The following is an 18863-nucleotide window of genomic DNA, read 5'->3' on the forward strand; positions in this document are numbered from 1 at the left end:
CACCACCGGCACCACCGGAAACCCCGGTGGCCGCGGCAACCCTGACGGCCCCGGCCGACCCGGCGACCCCGGCGCTGGGGGTGTCCCAGGTCCGCCGGTACTACCAGCTCGTCGACGCCGGGGACGTGCCCGCGCTGGTCGCCCTGTTCACCCCGGACGCCCGCTACCACCGCCCCGGGTACCAACCCATGGTCGGGCATGCCGAACTGGAACGCTTCTACCGCGACCAGCGGGTGATCCGCACCGGCGTGCACACCCTGGCCACCGTGGTCACGACCGACGACGAGGTGGCGGTGCACGGCCTGTTCCGCGGCGTGCTGCACGACGGCGGTGAGGTCGAGCTGCGGTTCGCGGACTTCTTCCGGATGACGCCGCAGGGCCGCATCGCCTCGCGGGACACCTTCTTCCACGTGCCGGCGGTCTGAGGCGGTGGACGCACCCGGTGACACCGCGCACCACGTGCGGCGCATCGGCCGCCGCGACGACCGCCCACCGAACAGCGCCGACATCGCCGACAGCGCCGACAGCGGTACCGGCGGCGACAGCGACGGCCCACGCGGTCGCGCGTTCAACCCCGACGGGGACACTTCAGCACAGGAAAGCGGGAAGCAGTTGACCAAGACGGTCTTCACCTCCGACATCCCGGCGTTCGTCGGCAGCGGACGGCCACCGTTCGACGCACGGGCCATCCACGAACTGGTCGCCGAACAGGCGGAGCGGGCCCCGCACGCGCCCGCCGTCACCTGCGACGGACGGACCCTGACCTATCAGCAGCTCAACGACCGCGCCAACCGGCTCGCCGGGCGTCTGCGAGCGGCCGGACTGGCGCCGGAGGACGTCGTAGGCGTGCTGGTGCCGCGGTCGCCGGAGCTGATCGTGGCCCTGCTCGCCGTCCTCATCGCGGGCGGGGCGTACCTCGGCCTCGAACCGGACGACCCGGCCAGCCGCCACGCGCTGCTGCTCAAGGACGCCGGCGCGGGCATGGTGATCGCCGAAGCGGCCCTGCGGGAGCAACTGCCGGGCACGGTCGTCACGGTGACGGAAGGCTGCCCGACGCAGGAGTCGGCCACCGGGCCGGCGGTTCCGGCCCGCCCCGGCGACCCGGACCGGCTCGCCTACGTCAGCTACACCTCGGGCTCCACCGGCGAGCCCAAGGGTGTCGGCGTACCCCACCGGGCGATCGATCGGCTCGTCCGGGGTGCGGACTGGATGGACGTCCGCGCCGAGGACGTCTTCTTCCACCTCGCGCCGGTCGCGTTCGACGCGTCCACGTTCGAGATCTGGGCCCCCCTCGTCAACGGCTGCCGACTGGTCCTCTTCCCCCCGGTCGCCATCACGCTGGAGCACGTGGCGCGCGTCGTCCGTGCCGAGCGTGTGACGGTCCTGCTGCTGACCACCGGGCTCTTCCACCAGATGGCGAGCTCCCACCTGGAGGCGTTCGCCGACGTGCGGCACGTCCTCACCGGGGGCGACGTGGCCTCGCCGGGCCATGTCCAGCACCTGCTGGCCCGCTACCCGGAGCTGCTCTTCACCAACGGCTACGGACCGACCGAGAACACCACGTACACGACCTGCTGGACCAGCAGCACCCTCCCGGAGCTGCGGAGCGTGCCGATCGGCCGCCCGATCAGCGGCACCAGGGTCGCCGTGCTCGACGACGACCTCAGGCCGGTGCCCGTCGGCGAGTGCGGGGAACTGTACGTGGCCGGGGCGGGCCTGGCCCGCGGCTACCTGGGCCGCCCGGCCGCAACGGCCGAACGGTTCCTGCCCGATCCGTTCGGGACCGAGCCGGGGGCCCGGATGTACCGGACCGGCGACCTCGTGCGATGGCTGCCGGACGGCACGCTGGAGTTCGTCGGACGCGCGGACGACCAGGTCAAGGTTCAGGGCTACCGCGCCGAACCGCGCGCCGTCGAGGTCGAGCTGGAACGGCTCGCCGGGGTGCGGCACGCGGTCGTGCTGCCGCAGGCCGATCCGGCGGGCGGCACCCGGCTCCTGGCCTACGTCGTGCCCGCGGAGCCCGATCCGGCGGGTACCGCCGACCTCGGCCGGCGGCTGCGCCACGAACTGCGGGACAGGCTGCCGGGCTACCTGATTCCCTGGGCGATCCTCGTCCGTCCCGAGCTGCCGGTGAACCGCAACGGCAAGATCGACCGCCGGGCCCTGCCCACCGCCACCCGGGTACCGCGCAACGTGGCCAACGAGTTCGTCCCGCCCCTCACCGAGGTGCAGACGCGGCTGGCCGAGTTGTGGGGCGACGTCCTCGGCGTCGAACCGGTCGGCGTCGACGACGACTTCTTCGACCTCGGCGGACACTCCCTGCTGGCCACCGACCTCCTGGTCGCCACCCAGCGCGAGTTCGACGTGGACCTCCCCGCGCAGACCCTGTACCTGTCGCCGACCGTCGCCGGGCTGGCGACGGCCCTCACCGCCCGGATGCGGACGGCGGGCCCGGACGGCCCGACGGGGGGCCCGGCCGACGGGGCACGGGCGGAGCAGCCCCGATGACGGCGGTTCCCCCGACCACGCGATGCCCGGTCCTCTCCCCGCAGCCGGTCGATCTGATCGACCCCGACCTCTACCACGCGGGCGGGGCACACGAGGTGTGGCGACGGCTGCGCCGCCACGCCCCGGTGAGCTGGCAGCCGGTCGGCGACATCGGCTACTGGTCGATCGTCGGTTACGCGGAGGCCAACCGGGTGCTCCGCGACCACGACACGTTCACCTCCGAACAGGGCACCCTGCTCAACCTCCTCGGCAAGGGCGACCCCGCCGGCGGCCGGCAGATGGCCGCGACCGACCCGCCCCGGCACTCGCACCTGCGTGGCCCGCTGCAGCAGGCACTGTCGATCAAGACGGTGGAGAACGACCGGGAGGCCATCCGCCGGGTCGTCGTCGAGCTGCTCCGGCCGTTGGCCGACGGCGGCCCGTTCGACTTCGCCGCCGCCATGGCCACCCTGCCGATGGCGGTGATCGGCACCATGATGGCGCTACCGGAACAGGACTGGCCGCGGCTGGTCCGGCTCGCCCACGCCTGCATCGCCGCGGACGACCCCGAGTTCCAGCTCGCCGCCGGACCACGGGCCACCCTCGTGACCGCCCACCGCGAACTGTTCGCCTACTTCCAGGACATCGTCACCGCGCGTCGGCGCGCACCGGGTGACGACCTGATCAGCGTGCTGCTCACCATGGAACTGGACGGACGCCGACTGTCGCCGGGCGAGATCGTGTCCAACTGCTACAGCCTGCTGCTCGGTGCGACCGTCACCACCGCCCAGCCACCGATCGCGGCGATGGTCGAACTGGCCGGGACCGCGGTCCTGGACGACTGGGCGGCACACCCGGAACTGCTCGGCAGCGGCGTGGAGGAGGCACTGCGATGGGCTTCGCCCACCCAGCACTTCATGCGCCACGCCACCCGCGACGTCGAGATCCGGGGTGTGCCGATCCCCGCGGGGGACGCGGTCGTCGTGTGGTTGGGGTCGGCCAACCGCGACGAGACCGTGTTCGCCGACCCGGACACCTTCGACATCCGACGGCGACCCAACAAGCACATCGCGTTCGGCGTCGGCGCGCACTACTGCATCGGACACACCGTCGCACGGGTGGCCCTGCGGATCCTGTTCGCCGAACTGCTCGGCCGGTTCACCGGATTCGAACTCGCCGGTGCACCGCGGCGCATGCGCTCGAACATCATCGCGGGCTTCTCGCACCTGCCGATCACCGCGCGGACCCGATAGGAGCCGGCGCCTCGCCGCCGCCTGCCGCCACCACGGCCGCTGTCACCGCCGCCACCAGCACCACAACCGCCTTCACCACAACCGCCTTCGCCGCTGCCGGCATCACCGCAGCCGAACCCGAGAAGAAGCCCCCGAACGGAAGGTCATCAATGGACGCTCCGACGGCCCGTACCCGCAACAAGTGGTTCCTGCGCGAGCCGTCGCCGGTGGCACCGGCGCGGCTGTTCTGCCTGCCCTACTCCGGGTGCGGAGCGAGCATGTACCGCCAGTGGCCGTCATCGGTCGACGGCGTCGAGGTCTGCCCCGTGCAGCTGCCCGGCCGGGAGAACCGGATGCGCGAGCCCGCCCACACCACCTACGAGGCGCTGGCCGACGACCTCTGCGAAGCGCTGCGCCCCTACCTGGACCGTCCCTACGCACTGTTCGGGCACTGCGGCTCCGCGTTGGCGGCGTACGAGACCGCCGTACGGCTGGTCCAGAGGGGCGCTCCCGCCCCGACCCAGGTGTTCGTCTCCGCCGAGGTCGCGCCGCAGGACGGCCCCTACGGCCGCTTCCTCGGCATGAGCGACGACGAACTGGCCGCCGAACTGCGCCAGCTCGTCGCGGAACTGGGCGGCACCCTGGAACCGAGCCTGCTCGCGCTCTACCTCGGCGTCCTGCGGAACGACGTCGACATGAACAAGCGGTATCACGTGGCGCAGCCGGTCCGGCTGCCGTGCCCGATCACCGCCATCGGCTGGACCGAGGACACGGGCATCGCGCCGTCGCTGATGACCGGCTGGTCGGCCTGCGGCGAAGCGACCTTCGAACTCCTGGAGGGAGGCCACTACCGCTTCATCGAGGCGCCGGCGGAACTACTGGCGCTCCTGGTCGCGGATCTGACGCCCACCCGGTCCCGCCCCCTCTGACACTCGGCTCAAGGCCTCATGGTGAAGCCTCGCAGCTCGGCTCCCCGGGAGTCAGGTCACACTTCGGCCCGGCAGTTCACTGGGGCATCCACCAAGTCCCGCCTGCCGAAGGCCCCTTCAGGCCGACGTACAGCACCTCCCCGCCCCCGCGCGATCGCGGGCCTGGTGGCGCCGGGCGACGACGGCGCGCTCGTCGTCGCCCGGCGCGGACGGGTTCGACCCGCCCGGTCGTGCTCAGGATTCGCGGAGTCGGATGTCGTTGCCGTCGCCCCAGGAGGACACGCCACCGACGGAGTCCGTGGTCTCGTAGCAGGTCCTCGGGAAACCGGCGCCCTTGCGCCACTTGGCCTGCTGGCCCTCGCCGCCGAGGGTGTACCGGCCCTTGGCGGCCCGGCGGGTCAGCTTCACACCGTGGCCCTGGACGAAGGTGCCGTCCGGGTCACTGTTCAGGAAGCCCTGGATCTCATGGCGACCAGTTCCACCAGCGCGTCGGCGTCGACGTAGCCGGCACGCCGTTTGGCGGTCGCGCGGTACAACGTCTTGAGGACGGCGCCCGCAGCGTCGGGCCTGGCGGGGCGCCAGGCCCTGCCCGCTCGTCGTGCTCCTCGGCTCCATCCGCCACCCCTCGCCGGGCACCGTCACCTGCTCGTAGACGGGGGGCGTCCTCCTTGGCCCTGGCCTGGTACGCACCCTCGGGCTGCTTGACGCCCAGGGCCGGCGCAGGACGACGGGTGCGCGGGGCCGACGGGTGGAGATTCCGAGTGAGCGGGACGCGGCACGTCGGCATGTCGGCACGGCAGGCCCGCGGTCGACGGCTAGGACGGACGGATGCGACTTCCCTCACCGGCCGCGCTGCTGGCGGTTCCGCTCGTCATGCTCACCAGCGCCGTCCACGGCGCCGCGCCCGAATCGGCGGCGGAACCCTCGGCCGCCCGTCCCGCGCCCGTTGCCGTGCCGCCTCCCGTGTCCTCGGAACCACTGCCGGAGTACCGGTTCACCGGGGCGGGCTTCGACGCCTGTTCGGCCCCGTCGGCGGAGGCGTTGTCCGTCTGGCGCACCGCCTCTCCGTACGGTGCGGTGAACATCTACAGCAGCGGCAGCCAGCGCCACTGCGAGCAGACCCGGTTGACGCCGCAGTGGGTCGCCATCGTCCGGGCGATGGGATGGAAGCTGGTGCCCACGCACGTCGGGCTCCAGGCGCCCTGCGCCGAGCGGGAGGACAAACCGCTGCGGATCGACCCGGACCGGGCCGGGGAGCAGGGCGGACGGGAGGCGGGCGAGGCGGCGGCGGCGTTGCGGGCGCTGGGCCTGGGGCCGGGCAGCCCGGTGTACCTCGACATCGAGGCCTACCCGACGGGCGACGCGGTGTGCAGCCGGGCGGTGGTCGACTTCACCGTCGGCTGGACCCAGGCCCTGCACGCGGCCGGGTACCGGTCGGGCTTCTACTCCAGCATGAACTCCGGCATCGCGGACGTCGTCGCCGCCGTCCGGGCCGGACGCGCGCCGATGCCCGACGCGATCTGGTACGCCCGCTGGGACGGGCGCCCCACGACCAGCGGGCAGGCCGGGCTGCCCGACGACCTGTGGACCGGCCACCGCATCCACCAGTACCGGGGCAGCGCCGACGAGACGTACGGCGGCGTGACCCTCAGCGTCGACCCCGATGCGCTGGACGGGCTGGTAGCCGGCGGCGCCTGAGCCATGACGGGCGGGGCCGGAACGGGCGTGACGGCGTCCTCGCCGTCCAGGCGCTCCAGGGCGCGCTGCGCGGTGTCGTTGCCGTGGCGGCCGACGGGCAGCGGCCGGGCCTGTCTCCGCCACTCACACCGTGCCGAACCCCAAGTCGTCGGCCACCTCGACCTGTTCCAGGAAGTTGCGGAACACCGTGGCGTGCGACGGATGGGCATCGCCTGGCTGCGCCTGCGTCAGGCTGCAGAAGAGGTCGAACTTCATCCGCTTTTCTCCGGATAGGGGCCCGCGGTGGACCGGTCTCGCCCGCAGGTTCGCATGCCGATGCGCGCTCCTTCTCTCCAGTCCCGGCCGTCACTGGTACTCGTCGCGCACACCGACCGGGTGTGCGGCCTGAGCCGGGCATCGGATCTGCGGAGCGCGGCGGCCGAGCTCCCGGGCCTGCTGACCAGTGAAAACCAGTGAGCACGGTTCTCGCAGGTCAGCCGGCCAGCGGCGGGTTCAGCCGGGCGAAGGCCTCCTGGCGCCGGTAGGGGAAGTACGGGTACGGCGCGGTGCGGGCGCTCGCCGCGTCCAGCCGGGCGACCTGCTCGTCGGTCAGCGACCAGCCGACCGCGCCGAGGTTCTGCCGCAGCTGCTCCTCGTTGCGGGCGCCGATGATGACCGAGGAGACGGTCGGGCGGCGCAGCAGCCAGTTGATCGCGATCTGCGGGATGCTGCGGCCGGTCTCGGCGGCGATCTCGTCGAGCACGTCGACCACCTGGTAGAGCAGCTCGTCCTCGACCGGCGGGCCGTAGTCGGCGGTGTCGTGCAGGCGGCTGCCGGCCGGGAGCGGCCGGCCACGCCGGATCCGGCCGGTGAGGCGGCCCCAGCCGAGCGGGCTCCAGACCAGGGCGCCGACGCCCTCCTCCTGGGCGAGCGGCATGAGCTCCCACTCGTAGTCGCGGCCGACCAGCGAGTAGTAGACCTGGTGGGCGGCGTAGCGGGGGCGGCCGTAGCGCTCGGAGACGGCCAGGGACTTCATCAGCTGCCAGCCGGAGAAGTTGGAGACGCCGGTGTAGCGGATCTTGCCGGCCCGGACCAGGTCGTCCAGGGTGGCCAGCACCTCCTCGATCGGGGTGCCGGCGTCGAAGGCGTGGAGCTGGAAGAGGTCGAGGTAGTCGGTGTCGAGGCGGCGCAGCGCGTCGTCCACGGCCTTGGTGAGGCGGGCCCGGGAGGTGCCGGCGTCCTGCGGGCCGTCGCCGGTGGGCAGGCCGGCCTTGGTGGAGACGAGCACCTGGTCGCGGCGGCCGCGGATGGCCTGGCCGAGGACCTCCTCGGAGGCGCCGTCGGAGTAGACGTCGGCGGTGTCGAACAGGGTGACTCCGGCGTCGATGGCGATGTCGAGCAGGCGGCGGGCCTCCTGGACGTCGGTGGTGCCCCAGGCGCCGAACAGCGGTCCGCGGCCGCCGAAGGTGCCGGTGCCGAGGCTGAGCGCGGGGACCTTGAGTCCGGACGAGCCGAGTCGGCGGTATTCCATGGCGGTTTCCATGACAGTTCTCCCCTCAAAACCCCTTAACGGGATTACCATTCCGTTAGGATGACTCGACCCTACCAGGGTGCGCCGACCTAATGGAACAGGAATCCCGTTAATGACTGCCGAGCCCCCCGCGCCGGACACTCCGGAGACCCCCGCCCCCGGAACGGCCACCCCTGGGACCCCCACCCCCGGGACGGCCACCCCCGGGACGGTCCGCCCAGGCGGCCGTACCGCCCGGGTCCGCGCCGCCGTCCTGCGGGCCGCCGAGGACGCCCTGGTCGAGCACGGCTTCAGCGGCCTCGACCTCGGCGACGTCGCGCAGCGGGCCGAGGTCGGCCGGACCACCGTCTACCGCCGCTGGGGCACCACCTCCGCGCTGGTCGCCGACCTGCTCACGGACATGGCCGAGCAGTCGCTGCCGCGCACCCGCACCGGTTCCCTCGCCGAGGACCTGCGGGCCAACGCCCGGCTCGTCCAGCGCACGCTCGCCGACCCCCGACAGGGGGCACTGTTCCGCGCGGTGATCGTGGCCGCCACCTGCGACCCGGGCGCCGCCGAGGCCCTGCGGCGCTTCTACCTGCGCCGGGTCGAGGAGTGGGCGCCGTGCGTCACCGAGGCCGTCGAGCGCGGCGAACTCCCGCCCGACACCGATGAGTTCGAGGCGGTCCGGGCCGTCTCCGCACCCCTCTACTACCGGATGCTCACCACCGCCGAGCCCCTCGACGAGGCCGCCGCGGACCGCGCCGCGGCCGCCGCCGAGGCCGCCGCCCGGGCGGGGGCGTACCGGCGGCAGGACATCTGAGAACGCCGCAGGCCGCGCAGTTCGTCGAACTGCGCGGCCTGCGGTACACCGAGCCCGGTGGCGCCCTCCGGGGTCCGCCGGGCGAGCGGTCTAGAAGAAGCTGTCGTCGTCGCCCTCGTAGTAGTTGTTCACGACCACCTCCGGCGCGTCGTCGCTGAACGCCTCGTTGAGCAGCGCGCCGCCGACCAGGCCGGCCGCGCCCGCGCCGATCAGGGCGCCGGTGCCGAAGCGGCGGCCGCCCTGGGCCGACTGCCCCTGGGCGGGCTGGCCCTGACCCGGCACCTGCGGGTACCCCTGCTGGACCTGCTGCGGGTAGCCGGCCTGCGGCGGGGTGTAGAACGGCGGCACGGTGGTCTGCACCCGCTGGGCGCAGGCGGCGCAGGCCTCGATCTGGCGCGGCACGCCCCACTGCGGCGACCACAGCACCGCCGTCGAGCCGAGGCCGTGCGAGGGGTCGAAGAAACACGTCACGGGGGAACTCCCTGCTGCTGGCTGGGTCATCGGGACAGCGGGCGGCGCGGTGGGCAAAGCCGGCACAGCGGCCGCGATCGGGGCCGGAGCCGCAGCCGGGGCCGCCGGGGCCGGGGTCGCGGGCGCGGCGGGCGCCGGCTGCAGGACGTCCACGCCGAAGTCGCCGGCGATGCCCGCGAGCCCCGACGCGTACCCCTGCCCGACGGCCCGGAACTTCCAGTCCGTGCCGTGCCGGTAGAGCTCGCCGAACACCATCGCCGTCTCGCTGCCGGACTCCGACACCACGTCGTACCGGGCCACCTCGACGCCGCCGTCCGGGTCGGCGAGCCGGACGTACGCACCCCGGACCTGCCCGAAGCTCTGGCGCCGCTGCGCCGCGTCGTAGATCGCCACCGCGAAGACGATCTTCTCCACCCCGGCGGCGACGTCCGCGAGCCGGACGTCGATCTGCTCCTGGTCACCGCCGTCGGCGCTGCCGCCCTGGTGGCGGACCGAGCCGTCCGGGCTCTGCAGGTTGTTGAAGAAGACGAAGTGCTGGTCCGAGACGACCTTCCCGGAGGCGTCGCAGAGCAGCGCGCTGGCGTCCAGGTCGTACCCGGCGCCGGCCGTCCAGCCGAGGCCGACCCGCACGACCCGCACCCCGGGGGCCTGCTTACCCAGGGAGACGTTGCCGCCCTTCGTCAGGGCCACACTCATGGGACTTCCTCCACAACCGTCCGAATACCGCTGCTTGCGCCGTTCGACCACGACAACGCTGTAGAACTCGCGCCGGTTCCCGACCGCGGACTCAGTACCGGACGGGAAGTTCCAGCAGGCCACGGGCCCTCAGGGTCGGGCGGTGGCGCAGCTGCTCGGCCGGTACGTCCAGGGCGAGGTCGGGGAAGCGGCGCAGCAGCACGGTCAGCGCGACAGCGGTCTCCATCCGGGCCAGCGGCGCGCCCAGGCAGTAGTGGATGCCGTGACCGAGGGCGAGGTGGCCGCTCTCGCGGCGGCGCAGGTCGAGCCGGTCGGGGTCGGTGAACTGCTCGGGGTCCCAGTTGGCGGAGGCGAGGGCGAGCAGCACGGTCTCGCCGGCCGGGACGGTGACGTCGCCGATGGTGACGTCCTCGCGCGGGAAGCGGCGGATGGCCAGTGGCGCGGGGCCGTCGAAGCGGGCGAACTCCTCGACGGCGCCGGCGATGAGCTCCGGTTCGTCGCGCAGGGCGGCGAGCTGCTCGGGGTGGGTGAGCAGCGCGAGGACGGCGTTGGCGATGAGGTGGACGGTGTTCTCGTAGCCGGCGAAGAGGATGAGGAAGGCGAGGGACGTCAGTTCGTCCTCGCTGAGCCGGTCCTGTTCGTCGCGGACGGCGATCAGGTCGGAGAGCAGGTCGTCGCCCGGCTCGGTGCGCTTGCGGTCGATCAGGCCGGTGAAGAAGCCGAGCATCGCCTTGACGGCGGCGCGGGCCTGCTCGGGGCGCGAGGGGTCCGGGGTGATCAGCGTGTCGGTCCAGGCCCGGAAGTCGTGCCGGTCGTCCTCGGGGACGCCGAGCAGGTCGCAGATGACGGTGATCGGCAGCGGCGCGGCGTAGGCGGCGAGCAGGTCGGCGCGGCCCAGGGGCGCCACGGTGTCGAGCAGTTGCTCGGCGACGCGCTCGATCGGCCCGCGCAGGGCGCTGATCCGGCGCGGGGTGAAGGCCTGGACGACGAGGCGGCGGATGCGGGTGTGGTCGGGCGGGTCCATGTTCAGCAGGTTGGCGTCCAGCGCGGGCGGCAGCGCGAAGCCCCGGTAGTTGCCGGGCGCGGCGTGCGCCTTGTCGAGGGCCAGCCGGGGGTCGGCGAGGGCCTGGCGCACGTCCGGGTAGCGGGTCACCAGCCAGACGGGGAGTCCGTCCGGGCCGACGACCCGGTGGACGGGCGCATCGGCGCGCAGCTGGGTGTAGCCGCCGCAGGGGTCGGCGATCAGGGCCTTCATGCTCAGGTCACGGGGTGTCACCTGGTCAGCCTACGGGTACGGCGAGGGCCCTCTGGCGGGGCGTCAGTCTCCGGACCTATTGTCAGGTGACATGACATCATTGCGCCGCGTCGCGACCCTGGCCGCCGCCCTCGCCGGCACGCTCGCCGCCCTGCTCGCCCCGGTCACCGCCCAGGCCGCCCAGGGCGGCTGCCCGACCGTCGGCACGGCGCCGGTGGACGCCGAACAGGCCCGGCTCCAGGACCAGCGGACGGCCGCCTTCACCGAACGCTCCGGCCTGCGCGACCTGCTCCGGGGCTTCCCCGCCGCCCTGTGCGCCGCCCGGGACGCCGGCCAGGCGGAACGGGTCGCGGACAGGTGGGGGCGGGCGCTCTGGCAGGCCGGGGTGGACCGGGCCCAGGGCCGGCGCCCGAGCGGCGAACTGCCCGCCCGCGACGACCGCCCGCTGTACTGGACCAGGCTCGCCATGACCGTCCAACTGGCCCGCTGGCACCCCGGGTTCGAGGTCGACCCGACCGCGCTGCGGGCCCGCTTCGAGGACACCTCCCGAGGCCTCGACGACGGCTTCACCGCCGCCCCGGGCATCCGGCGGATCTTCGTCAGCGGCTTCGACCCGTACGGCCTCGACACCGAACCGCGCCGCGCCAACCCCTCCGGCGCGGCCGTCCTGCAACTGCACGGTCGGCGGATCACCCTCGCCGACGGCAGCCCGGCCGAGGTCCGGGCCGTCCTCCTGCCGGTCCGCTACGGCGACTTCGACGACGGGATCGTCGAGCGCGCCTTCGGCCCGCACCTCGTGCCCGGCCGGCAGGCCGCGGACCTGATCACCAGCATCAGCCAGGGCTACCCGGGCCTGTTCACCCTGGAGGCCTGGGCCGGGCGGGCCCGCTCCGCCGACCCGGCCACCGACAACACCGGCACTCTCTCCGGCGGCACCCGGGAGCACCCGGTCACCGCCCCGGGCCTGGGCGACGGCCCGGAGTTCATCCGCACCACCCTGCCGACCGACGCCATGACGGCCGTCCAGCAGCCCTACCCCGTCCGCCTCAACACCACCGTCACCGAGATCCCCGAGGGCGCCGTCCTGCCCGTCGACCGCGAGGACGGGCCGACCCCCGGCTCCCGCGCGGTCTCCGGAGGCGGCGGCGGGTACCTCTCCAACGAGGTCGCCTACCGCTCCAACCGCCTCCGCCTCGACCTCGCCCCCGACCTCCCCGGCGGCCACCTGCACACCCCCGTCCTCACCGGCCTGCCCGCGCAACCGGACCGCCTCACCGCCCCCGAGTTCGAGCAGAACGAGGCCGCCATCGCCGACCAGGTCCGCGAGATCCTGCGCCACGCCCGGTTCTGACCCCGGGTCCCGGGGCCGCGCGCACGGCGGCACCTACCCCCGGTCGGCGTAGCGAGTGCCGGACGCACGGGCCCGGGACTCGGCGATCTGCGCGTACGCGGCCGCCCGGTCCGCCCAGTGCGAGCCCACCACCGACTTGCCGTGCTCCAGGTCCTTGTAGACCTGGAAGAAGTGGGTGATCTCCAGCAGGTCGAACCTGCGCAGGTCCTCGATGTCGCGCAGGCCGGCGTAGCGCGGGTCGTGCGCGGGCACGCACAACACCTTCTGGTCCGGCCCGCGTTCGTCCCGCATCACCCACATGCCGACCGCCCGGCAGGTGAGCACGCACCCCGGCACGGCCGGTTCCCCGCCGAGCACCAGCGCGTCCAGCGGCTCCCCGTCGCCGGCCAGGGTGCCCTCGACGTAGCCGTAGTCCGCGGGGTACCGGGTGGCGGTGAACAGGGTGCGGTCGAGGCGGATCCGGCCCACCGCGAAATCCATCACGTACTTGTTCCGCGACCCCTGCGGGGTCTCGATCATCACCTCGAACTCCACCGCGGCCTCCTCCTCGGCTCCTGGGGAGATTGTCCGCCGTCCCGGCCGTCCGGGCACCCTCCGCAAACGCCCTCCGCGGCCCGGTGGCGTCCGTTAGCATCCGGATCATGGGGAGTTGGCGGGTCACGGTCCAGAACCACCATCGACGGGGCGGCGGGCGGCCGCAGGGGCGCCCGGAGGGGCCGCTGGCCCGGCGGGGCGACCTGCAGCTGCACGGCCGGGACGGCGAGGTCAGCTGCGTCGACGAAGCGGGCCGGGTCCGCTGGCGGCACGCCTGCGCGGGGCGCCCGAACGCGGCCCACCTCTCCTCCGGCCGGGTGCTGGTCACCACCGACTCCTTCGAGTACACCGCCTGGGGCCACCTCGGCCCGGCCCTGCTGCTGGACCTCGACGACGGCGCCCTGGTCGCCGAGCTGCGCGGCGAGCGCGGCGCGGCCCTGGGCGGCGGCCGCTTCGTGCTCGGCCTGGAGGGCTACGGCGGCTTCGACACCTGGGCGTACGACCCGGACGGCGCCCTGGTCGACTCCTGGCGCAGCTACGGCCACTACGTGGTCGGCAGCGGCCTGCGCGTGGTCGAGACCGACCGCCGCCGGCCCACCGGGAGCCGGGTGGTGCGGCTGCTGCCCGGCGGCGGGATCGAGCACGGCCCGCTGCTCACCGACCCGCAGGCCCCCGCGCCGGTGGTGCTGGCCGACGGCACCGTCCTGGTGCTGGACGCGGGAGTGCTGCGCGCCGTCGGGCGCGACCTGGACGACACCGTGCTCGCCGAGTTGCTCCCCCTGGCCGACGAGGACCTGCACCGGTTCACCGGCACGCTGCGCCGTACGGCCGACGGCCTGGCCGTGACGCTCGTGGAGCGCCATCCGACCCGGATGGGCCGGTACACCACCCACCGCTGGGCCCTCGGCCTGGAGGCGCCGCGCTGAGGTGCACCTGACGGCTCGGCGCGTTGCCGGTTCCCGGGGCCGTGCCCGGACGACGGGCCGGACGGCGCGGCCTGTTCACCGCGCCGCCGTCCCCACGCCCCGGTCACCGCTCCCCGGTCACGGCGCCCTGGGTCGCCCCACCCCGGTCACCGCACCACGGGCAGCTCCACGTACGACGGTCGGGCCCCGCCGTGCCCGATCCGGTAGCTCGCCCGGCCGTCGGCCGGGAGCAGCTGGAAGGAGTCGGGGTTGGCGGCGGCGACGGTGAGCCGGATCCGCTCGCCGGCCCGGAACAGCACCGCGACGGGCTGCAGGTCGATGGTGACCTGCTGGGCCCGGCCCTGCGGGAAGGGCGTCGCGTCGGTGGCCGCGTAGCTGCGGGGCGTGCGCAGCCGGCGCCAGTCGGGGTTGTCGTCCCGGTCGGCCACCGCCCGGTCGGCGAGGGCGAGTTGCCCCTCGGTCAGGTAGGTGACCCGGCCGTCGGGGGCGACGTCCTCCAGGTAGACGTGCAGGGCACCCTGGGCGGTGCCGTCGAGGCCGGTGACGTCCAGCGTGACGCGGCCGTTGCCGGTCACCCGGGTGTCCTCGGTCAGCGGCGAGGTGGTGTAGCTGAGGAGCTTGCCGTCCACCGCGGCCCGGTCGGGGTAACTGACCTGGTTTCCGGTGAGGTTGGTGTTCCAGCGGTCCAGCGGGCCGGTGCCGGCGGTGGGGTCGAGGCGCAGCAGGTCGGCGCCGGCGCGGCGGTCGTCCGGTTCGGGCCGCCGGCGGCTGAGCGCGTTGTCCTCGCCGAGGTAGAGCCGCTGCGGGCGGGTGCCGGGCAGCGGCCAGCGGGTGGTGGTGCGCCAGACGCCCTCGTTGAAGGTGTAGTAGTGCAGCTGCCGGGTGCCGTCGGGGCGGGCGTCGCCCCGCACGTAGCGGTCGAAGAAGTCGATCGTCCGCTGGGCGATCTGGGCGCGTTCCTGGTCGGTCAGGTGGCGGGCGGGCTGGAACGGGTCGGCCAGGTAGCCCTGGCCGTGGCTCCACGGGCCGATCCAGGCGTCCTGGGTGTTGCCGAGGCCGGTGAACTGGGAGAGCACGCCGTTGGCAGTGCCCGCGTCCAGCCAGCCGGCGTCGGTCAGCACGGGGACGCCGCCGGCCTCGACGGCGTCGGCCTGCTCGCCGACGCTGCCGACGGTCCAGCTCTTCGGGCCGTCCCGGTAGTCGCGGTACACGCCGGCGTGGGCCATGTCGACCAGGTTGGCGTTGCCCGCGTGCTCGGCGCGCGCGGCGACCAGCAGCGCCGGTCCGTCCGGGCCGTCCACCGGCCGGGGCACGGCGCCGGTGAGGCCGGTGGCCTGGCAGACCTGCCGGGTCTGCTCGTCGGTGTCGCAGGTGGTGCCGCCGGCCTGGTCGAGGATGCTCAACAGCAGCGCGTACGGGGCGATCCGGGGTTCGATCAGCAGGCCGCCGGGGCGCACCAGGTCCTCGTACGGGTCGAAGTCGTAGGAGATCGGTGCGGCGGCGGTGATGTGGTGGTTGCCGAGGGCGGTGGCGAGCATCGCGGTGTCGCCGCCGTAGGAGACGCCGGTGGTGCCGACCCGGCCGTTGGACCAGGGCTGGGCGGCGATCCAGTCGCTCAGCGGGCCGCTGTCGGCGACGGCGTCGGCGCCGAGTTCGGAGGTCAGGGTGCCGAAGGAGGCGCCGGTGCCGCGCAGGTCGGCGACCACGTAGGCGTAGCCGCGGGCGTTCCAGCCGTCGGCGTCGTTGCGGTAGCCGCCGTTGCCGGGCGACCCGGGGTAGACCCGGGCCCGCCAGTAACGCTGGGTGACCAGAATGGTGGGCAGGTTCGCGCCGGGCTTGGCGCCCTCGGGCAGCCAGACGTCCACGGCGAGGCGGACGCCATCGGGCATCGTCACGTAGCGCGACTGCAGGTGCGGCTCGGTCGGCCCGGTGGCCGGAGCGGCCGCGGCGGGCGCCACCGCGAGACCCAGGACGGCCGCAGCTGCGACGAACGCCGCCAGCGGGCGGCGCAGGATCCCCCCGGCCCGGCTCATCGGGCGGTCGCCTGCCAGGGGCCTTGCTCGGGCCTGGCCTCGGTGTCCGTCCCCGGCCAGGGCGGCATGGTGACGGCGACGATCCGCAGCGGCCGGTCCGCGTCCTCGTCGGCCCGGAACTGGAAGGCCGTGCCGAGCGGGATCGAGGCCGCCGTCCCGGGCCTGAGCCGGACGGTCTCCTCCCGTCCGGCCTGGCGCCGCCACAGCCGCCCGCTGCCCTCGGTGACCTGCCACAGCTCCTGCACGGTGGCGTGCGACACCGCGTGCGACACCTGCCCGGGCGCGAGCTCGAACACCGCGAGGCTCCCCCGCCCGTCCAGCACCAGCAACGGGAACACCGCAGACCCGTCCGGGGCCGTCACCACGGGGACGTCATCGACGTCCGCTGTCTCGAACGGTTGCTGGCCCACCTGATGGCTCATCCGACCCGGCCTCTCTCGTATGACGGAGTACCTCGGTCTCGCCCCCCACCGCTGATGAGAACACGCCGCGCCGGGCACCCGCCACCCTCACTTTTCTCAGGGTCGCGGGCCTGCCGGGTCAGCCTTCCGAGGGAGCGCCGAAGTCGCGCAGGGCCTCGGTGACGATCGCGTCCAGCCGGGCGTGGTGGGCGCCGCGCCAGTAGGCCTGGCCGCAGTCGACGCACTGGGCGAAGGCGTCGTAGGAGCGCTCGGTGCCGTCCCGGAGCTGTTCGAGCACCGAGGTCTTGGCGGCCTCGCGCAGCACGCCGTTGCAGGTGGTGCAGCGGCTCCACGGGGCGAGCGGGGGCGCGAAGCGGGAGAGTACGTCGCGCAGCTGCTCGGCGGGGCGGTGGCTGTAGACGTAGGCGCCGGCCCACAGTTCGCGGCGGCGCAGCAGTCCGCGGTCGCGCGAGAGCAGGACGCGCTGTTCGGCGGCGGAGCGGGCGGCGAGCGCGGCGTCGCCGATGTCCGGGTTCTCGTAGGCCGCGTCGACGCCGAGCAGGCGCAGCCGGCGGGTCAGGGTGCCGAGGTGGACGTCCAGCAGGAAGCGCGGCGGGACGGGCGACGGCTGCGGCCTGGCCACGGCCCGGACGGTGACGTGCTCCTCGTCCACCGGGACGTACGAGTCGGGCACCGGGCGGCCGTCCACCAGCAGGCTGCCGACCTCGGTGAGCGGGACGCCCAGCGACTCGACCACGTGGCCGAGGGTCGAGGTGCCGTCGGTGCGCAGCGCCGAGCGGCCCGCCCGCCGGGGCCCGGAGACGAAGAGGTGCAGCTCGGGGGCGAAGTCGAGCCAGATCTGGGGTCGGTCCACGCGGCCAGCATGCCAGCGGTCGGCGGCCCGGGGCCACCGCTTTCCGATCGGCGCCCGGAGCGGTCCCGCGTGCGCCCGGAGCGGCCTCGCGTGCGCCCGGAGCGGCTGCGGTCGGCGCGTGCGACGGCCGAGGCCAGGCCGGGCGGCGGCGGTGGACCCCCCTTCGGGCCTCGGTCGCTCATCGGACCTCGGTCGCTCATGGGGCCTCGGTCGCCGCCACCCCGACGGCAGCGGACGTCCCGACGGCTGCGCCGGGTCGCGGGGGCGCGGTCGGCGCCGGGTGGCCGCGGTCGCGCTCGGCCCAGCGGACGACCGGCCCCATCGCGTGCCCGGCCGCCAGGAAGAGGCCGCCCAGGACCAGCCAGCCCGCGAGCCCGCCGTCCAGCAGCAGGGTGGTCAGCAGCAGCGGCCCGAGCGTGCGGGCGACGGCCACGCCGGTGCCGAAGAAGCCCTGGTACTGGCCGATCCGCTCGGGTGGGGCGAGGTCGAAGCTGATCTGCCAGGAGCCCGCCGACTGCCGCATCTCCCCGATCACCTGGAGGACGGAGGCCGCCACCAGCAGTGCGGCGACCGCCCACACCGGCACGTCCAGGGCCGACAGGCCGAACACGGCGCACGAGGCCAACAGCACCACCCCGGCCGAGCGGACCGCCCGCGCGGCCGAGGCCAGGCCGGTGACGCCGCGCGCCGCCCGGACCTGGAAGACCAGCACGGCCACGGTGTTGAGGACGAACAGGGCCGAGCCGAGCCAGCCGATCCCGGGCGCGCGGTCGGCGATCCAGAGCGGGATGACCAGGCTGAGCAGCGGCATCCGCAGCAGCAGCACGGCGTTGACCAGCGCGACGGCGGCGTACCGGCGGTCCCGCAGGACGGCGAGGCGCGGCCCGGTGCCCGACTGCGCCGGGGCGGGCGGGACTTCGGGCAGTCGCAGCAGGATCAGCGCGCCGGCCAGGAAGCCGAGGGCGGTCACGGCGAAGGCGCCGAGGAACGCGGCCCGGGTGCCGACGGCGAGCGCGATGCCGCCGATGGCGGCGCCAACGGCCAGGCCCCCGTTCAGGGTTGACTGCAGGTGGGCGAGCAGGGCGGTGCGCCGGGCGGGCGGCACCAGGGCGCCGACCAGCGCCTGCCGGGCGGCGGTGAGCCCGGACTGCGTCGTCGCGTAGAGGCAGACCGCCACCAGGAACGGCGCGTAGGAGCGGATCATCAGGAAGGCGGCGACCACCACCGCCGTGGCCAGTGCTAGGGCCACCGCCGTACGGCGCGGGCCGCGGCGGTCGGCCAGGTGGCCGAGCGGGACGCCCGCCAATGAGCCGAGCGCCCAGGCGACGGCGAGGCCGAGGCCGAGCGCGGTCGCCGACATGCCGACGACGTGGGTGAAGTAGAGCGCGGAGCAGGTGTAGTAGGCGCCATCCCCGACGGCGCTCACCAACTGGGCTGCGGCAAGCGTCCGTTGGGGTCCGGCGGGCGGGATGAGTCGGGGCTCCGGGGCACTGCTGGTCGACACGTCTCTCCTGGCTGGGGGGCGGCGCGCGGGCCGGGTGCTCGCAACCGTTCGCGGTCCAGCCTAGGAAGGAACCGGCCCAGCCGAAAGATCCAGTGATCAAGGAATTTCCTGGGCCACTTCCCACCCCCGCCGCACCGGCGGGCGAGGGCTGAACCCGCGT

The 18863-nt window shown here is 74.3% G+C and carries 17 protein-coding genes and 1 pseudogene; 8 read left to right on the forward strand and 10 right to left on the reverse strand.

Annotated features, from left to right (window positions below; translation table 11 throughout):
* Positions 1-26 precede the first annotated feature (26 nt).
* The 4 genes from P3T27_RS22955 (at position 27) to P3T27_RS22970 (ending at position 4648) form a co-directional block, all read left to right on the forward strand.
* A complete protein-coding gene (locus tag P3T27_RS22955) occupies positions 27-425 on the forward strand; it encodes a nuclear transport factor 2 family protein (RefSeq protein WP_280681378.1) in 399 nt (132 codons plus the stop codon).
* 4 nt (positions 426-429) lie between these two features.
* Positions 430-2508: a non-ribosomal peptide synthetase gene (locus P3T27_RS22960; protein WP_280681380.1), complete on the forward strand. Its 2079-nt coding sequence runs from the start codon at positions 430-432 to the stop codon at positions 2506-2508.
* Positions 2505-3740, forward strand: a complete 1236-nt coding sequence (locus P3T27_RS22965; RefSeq protein ID WP_280681382.1) for a cytochrome P450 — start codon at positions 2505-2507, stop codon at positions 3738-3740. Before P3T27_RS22960 ends, P3T27_RS22965 begins: the two co-directional genes overlap by 4 nt.
* A 149-nt stretch (positions 3741-3889) precedes the next feature.
* On the forward strand, positions 3890-4648 hold the full coding sequence (locus tag P3T27_RS22970; RefSeq protein WP_280681384.1) for an alpha/beta fold hydrolase: 759 nt from the start codon (positions 3890-3892) through the stop codon (positions 4646-4648).
* Between the two features lie 234 nt (positions 4649-4882).
* On the opposite strand, the gene P3T27_RS22975 is transcribed toward P3T27_RS22970, so the two are convergent.
* The gene (locus P3T27_RS22975) at positions 4883-5056 is read right to left on the reverse strand and encodes a hypothetical protein (RefSeq protein ID WP_280681386.1); all 174 of its coding nucleotides are present in this window, start codon (positions 5054-5056) and stop codon (positions 4883-4885) included.
* A 420-nt stretch (positions 5057-5476) separates the two neighbouring features.
* Between P3T27_RS22975 and P3T27_RS22980 the strand changes: the two genes are divergently transcribed.
* On the forward strand, positions 5477-6346 hold the full coding sequence (locus P3T27_RS22980; RefSeq protein ID WP_280681388.1) for a DUF1906 domain-containing protein: 870 nt from the start codon (positions 5477-5479) through the stop codon (positions 6344-6346).
* Between the two features lie 123 nt (positions 6347-6469).
* Here P3T27_RS22980 and P3T27_RS22985 read toward each other — a convergent pair whose 3' ends face one another.
* Positions 6470-6601 (reverse strand): LLM class flavin-dependent oxidoreductase, encoded by a 132-nt coding sequence (locus P3T27_RS22985; protein ID WP_280681389.1) that lies wholly within the window; start codon positions 6599-6601, stop codon positions 6470-6472.
* Positions 6602-6818: 217 nt separating this feature from the next.
* A complete protein-coding gene (locus P3T27_RS22990) occupies positions 6819-7856 on the reverse strand; it encodes an aldo/keto reductase (RefSeq protein ID WP_280681592.1) in 1038 nt (345 codons plus the stop codon).
* Positions 7857-7968: 112 nt separating this feature from the next.
* On the opposite strand from P3T27_RS22990, the gene P3T27_RS22995 reads away from it, so the two are divergent.
* On the forward strand, positions 7969-8658 hold the full coding sequence (locus tag P3T27_RS22995) for a TetR/AcrR family transcriptional regulator (protein WP_280681390.1): 690 nt from the start codon (positions 7969-7971) through the stop codon (positions 8656-8658).
* Positions 8659-9273: 615 nt separating this feature from the next.
* On the opposite strand, the pseudogene P3T27_RS41030 reads toward P3T27_RS22995, so the two are convergent.
* Together P3T27_RS41030 and P3T27_RS23005 are read right to left on the reverse strand one after the other, a co-directional pair.
* Positions 9274-9825 (reverse strand): annotated as a pseudogene (locus P3T27_RS41030) (TerD family protein); the annotation flags it as partial.
* Positions 9826-9916: 91 nt separating this feature from the next.
* The gene (locus tag P3T27_RS23005; protein WP_280681593.1) at positions 9917-11080 is read right to left on the reverse strand and encodes a cytochrome P450; all 1164 of its coding nucleotides are present in this window, start codon (positions 11078-11080) and stop codon (positions 9917-9919) included.
* A gap of 91 nt (positions 11081-11171) precedes the next feature.
* On the opposite strand from P3T27_RS23005, the gene P3T27_RS23010 reads away from it, so the two are divergent.
* Positions 11172-12431 carry a pyroglutamyl peptidase gene (locus P3T27_RS23010; protein ID WP_280681394.1) on the forward strand — a complete coding sequence of 420 codons (1260 nt, stop codon included), beginning with the start codon at positions 11172-11174 and terminating at the stop codon, positions 12429-12431.
* Positions 12432-12464: 33 nt separating this feature from the next.
* On the opposite strand, the gene P3T27_RS23015 is transcribed toward P3T27_RS23010, so the two are convergent.
* Positions 12465-12965: an inorganic diphosphatase gene (locus tag P3T27_RS23015; RefSeq protein WP_280681396.1), complete on the reverse strand. Its 501-nt coding sequence runs from the start codon at positions 12963-12965 to the stop codon at positions 12465-12467.
* Between the two features lie 107 nt (positions 12966-13072).
* On the opposite strand from P3T27_RS23015, the gene P3T27_RS23020 reads away from it, so the two are divergent.
* Positions 13073-13891 (forward strand): hypothetical protein, encoded by an 819-nt coding sequence (locus P3T27_RS23020; RefSeq protein ID WP_280681398.1) that lies wholly within the window; start codon positions 13073-13075, stop codon positions 13889-13891.
* 146 nt (positions 13892-14037) lie between these two features.
* On the opposite strand, the gene P3T27_RS23025 is transcribed toward P3T27_RS23020, so the two are convergent.
* The 4 genes from P3T27_RS23025 to P3T27_RS23040 all read right to left on the reverse strand — a co-directional run bounded on the left by P3T27_RS23025 (position 14038) and on the right by P3T27_RS23040 (position 18703).
* Positions 14038-15924: a CocE/NonD family hydrolase gene (locus P3T27_RS23025; protein WP_280681400.1), complete on the reverse strand. Its 1887-nt coding sequence runs from the start codon at positions 15922-15924 to the stop codon at positions 14038-14040.
* On the reverse strand, positions 15921-16334 hold the full coding sequence (locus tag P3T27_RS23030; protein ID WP_280681402.1) for a cupin domain-containing protein: 414 nt from the start codon (positions 16332-16334) through the stop codon (positions 15921-15923). The genes P3T27_RS23025 and P3T27_RS23030 overlap by 4 nt, the downstream gene beginning before the upstream one ends.
* Positions 16335-16464: 130 nt before the next feature.
* Complete coding sequence (locus tag P3T27_RS23035; protein ID WP_280681404.1) at positions 16465-17199, reverse strand: Mut7-C RNAse domain-containing protein; 735 nt, start codon at positions 17197-17199, stop codon at positions 16465-16467.
* A 196-nt stretch (positions 17200-17395) separates the two neighbouring features.
* Positions 17396-18703, reverse strand: a complete 1308-nt coding sequence (locus P3T27_RS23040; protein WP_280681407.1) for an MFS transporter — start codon at positions 18701-18703, stop codon at positions 17396-17398.
* Between the last annotated feature and the right edge of the window lie 160 nt (positions 18704-18863).

Source organism: Kitasatospora sp. MAA19, from assembly GCF_029894125.1.
Classification (GTDB): Bacteria; Actinomycetota; Actinomycetes; order Streptomycetales; family Streptomycetaceae; genus Kitasatospora.

What these genes read in the sequence shown, in the direction of transcription:
- P3T27_RS22965 (WP_280681382.1), top strand. Translation starts at nt 2,505, where the DNA reads ATGACGGCGGTTCCCCCGACCACGCGATGCCCGGTCCTCTCCCCGCAG.
- P3T27_RS22970 (WP_280681384.1), top strand. Translation starts at nt 3,890, where the DNA reads ATGGACGCTCCGACGGCCCGTACCCGCAACAAGTGGTTCCTGCGCGAG.
- P3T27_RS22980 (WP_280681388.1), top strand. Translation starts at nt 5,477, where the DNA reads ATGCGACTTCCCTCACCGGCCGCGCTGCTGGCGGTTCCGCTCGTCATG.
- P3T27_RS22985 (WP_280681389.1), bottom strand. Translation starts at nt 6,601, where the DNA reads ATGAAGTTCGACCTCTTCTGCAGCCTGACGCAGGCGCAGCCAGGCGAT.
- P3T27_RS22990 (WP_280681592.1), bottom strand. Translation starts at nt 7,856, where the DNA reads ATGGAATACCGCCGACTCGGCTCGTCCGGACTCAAGGTCCCCGCGCTC.
- P3T27_RS22995 (WP_280681390.1), top strand. Translation starts at nt 7,969, where the DNA reads ATGACTGCCGAGCCCCCCGCGCCGGACACTCCGGAGACCCCCGCCCCC.
- P3T27_RS23005 (WP_280681593.1), bottom strand. Translation starts at nt 11,080, where the DNA reads ATGAAGGCCCTGATCGCCGACCCCTGCGGCGGCTACACCCAGCTGCGC.
- P3T27_RS23010 (WP_280681394.1), top strand. Translation starts at nt 11,172, where the DNA reads ATGACATCATTGCGCCGCGTCGCGACCCTGGCCGCCGCCCTCGCCGGC.
- P3T27_RS23020 (WP_280681398.1), top strand. Translation starts at nt 13,073, where the DNA reads ATGGGGAGTTGGCGGGTCACGGTCCAGAACCACCATCGACGGGGCGGC.
- P3T27_RS23025 (WP_280681400.1), bottom strand. Translation starts at nt 15,924, where the DNA reads ATGAGCCGGGCCGGGGGGATCCTGCGCCGCCCGCTGGCGGCGTTCGTC.